General features: G+C 72.0%; 4 protein-coding genes. 1 reads left to right on the forward strand and 3 read right to left on the reverse strand.

All coding sequences use genetic code 11. From position 1 onward, the window contains the following. Positions 1 to 79: 79 nt before the first annotated feature. Entirely contained in the window at positions 80 to 553 is a 474-nt protein-coding gene (locus E1283_RS34825; protein ID WP_132822167.1) for an Hsp20/alpha crystallin family protein, read from the forward strand. A 13-nt stretch (positions 554 to 566) separates the two neighbouring features. Here the strand turns inward: E1283_RS34825 and egtD are convergent, their stop codons facing one another. The 3 genes from egtD to E1283_RS34840 form a co-directional block, all read right to left on the reverse strand. Continuing rightward, the gene (egtD, locus tag E1283_RS34830; protein WP_132822168.1) at positions 567 to 1,559 is read right to left on the reverse strand and encodes an L-histidine N(alpha)-methyltransferase; all 993 of its coding nucleotides are present in this window, start codon (positions 1,557 to 1,559) and stop codon (positions 567 to 569) included. Positions 1,560 to 1,581: 22 nt separating this feature from the next. Further along, complete coding sequence (gene egtC / locus E1283_RS34835; RefSeq protein WP_132822169.1) at positions 1,582 to 2,331, reverse strand: ergothioneine biosynthesis protein EgtC; 750 nt, start codon at positions 2,329 to 2,331, stop codon at positions 1,582 to 1,584. Beyond that, positions 2,331 to 2,740: SUMF1/EgtB/PvdO family nonheme iron enzyme (locus tag E1283_RS34840; RefSeq protein WP_165956356.1), on the reverse strand; the 410-nt coding region annotated here is incomplete at its 5' end. The genes E1283_RS34840 and egtC, both read right to left, overlap by 1 nt.

Raw genomic sequence — 2,740 nt, forward strand, 5'->3', positions numbered from 1 at the left:
GTGTGACAGGGGGCGGGTGGGTTCACTAGCCTCGAAAGTGGCGGAATTATCGTGATTCTCCTGTTGGAGGTGAGCCGCCATGACTCTTCCCATGCGACGACAACGGCCCGTGATCGACGGTCGGCGGTTCTGGGGACGGGACACGATGTCCGAGTTCGACGACCTGTTCAACCGGATGGGGACGCTGCTCGAATCGACGGTCGGCGGTGGGCTCGCGAGGCCCACGGCGTGGGCGCCGTTGGCCGATCTGACGGAGCTGGACGACGCGTACCTGGTCGAGTGCGAGCTGCCCGGGATACGGCGTGAGGACATCGACATCGAGCTGGACGAGCGCCAGCTGGTGATCAGCGGCGAGTTCGCGGAGCAGGAGCGGAAGGGCACGCTGCACCGCGGCACCCGGCGCACCGGCCGGTTCGCGTACCGGACGATGCTGCCGGGCCAGGTGAACGCCGAGGGCGTGACCGCGACGCTGAGCGACGGCCTGCTGACGGTGCGGATTCCCAAGGCGGCCGGCACCGGGACACGGCACATCGAGGTCACGGACGGAAGCTGACGGAACCGAGGGCTCAGGCCGGCAGCGCGAGGAGCACGGCGAACCGTTCCTGTTGGTCGGTCCACCAGTGCTCCAGCGTGAAGCCGGCCTGCGTCAGCTCCGGCTCCAGCGCCTCGCGCCGGAACTTGCTGGAGATCTCGGTGCGCAGGTCCTCGCCGCGGAGGAAGTCGAGGGTGAGGTCGAGCGTCGGGATCTTGACCGTGTGGGTGAGGCGGGCCCGTAGCCGCATCTCCATGCGCTCGTCCTCCTCGTTCCAGATCGCCCGGTGGTCGAAGGCGCCGGGGTCGAAGTCGGAGTCCAGCTCGCGGTTGAGGACGGTGAGCAGGTTCTTGTTGAACTCGGCGGTGACGCCCTGGCCGTCGTCGTAGGCGCGCAGCATGCGGGCCGGGTCCTTGACGAGGTCGACGCCGAGGAGCAGCGCGTCGCCCGGCGCGGTGAGTGCCTGGCGCAGCCGGCCGAGGAAGGCGGCACGCTGTTCCGGGTCGAGGTTGCCGAGGGTGGAGCCGAGGAACGCCACCAGGCGTGGCGCGTCCGAGGCGTCGGGGAGCGCGAGGTCGGTCTCGAAGTCGGCGACGGTGGCCGTGATCCGGAGCGCCGGGTAGGCGGCGGCCAGGCTCTCGGCGGCTGCAATCAGCGCCGACTCGCTCACGTCGAGGGGGGCGTAGCGTCGCAGGGTGCCGCCGGCGGTCAGGGCGTCGAGGAGTATGCGGGTCTTCGCGGAGGAGCCCGAGCCGAGCTCGACGAGGGTGTGCGCGGCGGTGAGTTCGGCGATGCGCTCGGCGTTGGCCCGGAGCACCATGCGTTCGGCGCGGGTGAGGTAGTACTCGGGCAGCCGGGTGATGCGGTCGAAGAGCATGCTGCCGCGGGCGTCGTAGAACCACTTGGGCGGCAGGGTCTTGGGGTTCTCGGTAAGCCCGGCCTGGACGTCGGCCCGCAGTGCGCGGCCGAAGTGGTCGGCGGCGATGCGGCGTTCGACGGTGAAGTCGCCGGTGGTGGAGTTGGGCATGGGGGGCTCCTTTCGAGGAAGGTCACAACGGGGCTATCTCCGCGGTGTGTTGGGTGGTGAGGAGGAGCGACTGGTCGGGGACCTCGTGCCAGTCGGGGTCGTCGGTGGTCGGCTCGGAGGCGACGGTCACCTCGCCGGTCGACCTGCGGTAGTAGAGGGAGGCGCCGCGGCGGATCGCGGCGATGGCCTCGCCGTCGGTGAGCAGCAGGTTGAGGCGGGCCCCGGGGCGGGCGGCGGCGGTGAGTCCGACGACCTCGGCCAGCGCGTCGGCGGCCGGGGTGCCCGCGGTGAGCCGGCGGGCGATCATCACCCAGAGCAGGGCCGCGTCGGTGCGCGCCTCCATGGAGAGCAGGTCGGAGGCGGACAGCGACTCGCCGGTGTCGCCCGGCAGGGACTCCCAGCGCTGCACGAAGCCGTTGAGGGAGAACAGCCAACGGCCCAACGCGTAGGGCGCGGCGGCGGATTCGTCCAGGCTGTTGCCGGGGGTGGCGGAGCGGACGGCGGCGAGCACCGCGCCGCTGCGCAACAGATGGGACAGGCCGGGGAAGTTGGCGTCCGCCCAGATGGGGACGGCACGCCGGTAGCGCACCGGTCCCGCGCGGTCGTGCGGCGGGTACCAGCCGACGCCGAAGCCGTCGGCGTTGAGGGCGGGTTGGTCGTCGCCGACCTGGTGACGGGGCGCGTAGGACTGCGCGTAGAGGCTGTGCGGCGGGTCGGTGACGATCTCGGCGAGCGCTCGGGGCGGGCCGAGGTACGCGAGATGGCGGCACATCACCGGCCTCCGGTGGGGTCGTCCGCTTCGCGGGCGGTGCGGACGTCCGCGTCGCGGGCGGTGCGGAACCCGGCGAAGATCTGGCGGCGGACGGGGAAGTCCCAGTTGCGGAAGGTGGATCGGCAGGCGACGGGGTCGGTGCCGAAGGAGCCGCCGCGCAGCACCTTGTACCCGGTGCCGAAGAAGACCTCGCTGTACTCGCGGTAGGGGTGCGCGGCGAAGCCGGGGTGGCCGGTGAAGTCGGTGGCGGTCCACTCCCAGACGTCGCCGAGGAGTTGACGGGCGCCGCAGGGCGCGGCGCCGAGCGGGTAGCCGCCCGCGGGGGCCGGGCCCAGGTGTCGTTGACCGAGGTTGGCGTGCTCGGGGGTGGGCGGCGTGTCGCCCCAGGGGTGACGTCGGGAGCGGCCGG

The sequence above is a fragment of the Streptomyces hainanensis genome, assembly GCF_004348415.1.
Classification (GTDB): Bacteria; Actinomycetota; Actinomycetes; order Streptomycetales; family Streptomycetaceae; genus Streptomyces; species Streptomyces hainanensis.

Bases quoted from the DNA above. Each gene is read 5' to 3' on its own strand.
- egtC (WP_132822169.1), bottom strand. From the start codon at position 2,331: ATGTGCCGCCATCTCGCGTACCTCGGCCCGCCCCGAGCGCTCGCCGAG.
- E1283_RS34825 (WP_132822167.1), top strand. From the start codon at position 80: ATGACTCTTCCCATGCGACGACAACGGCCCGTGATCGACGGTCGGCGG.
- egtD (WP_132822168.1), bottom strand. From the start codon at position 1,559: ATGCCCAACTCCACCACCGGCGACTTCACCGTCGAACGCCGCATCGCC.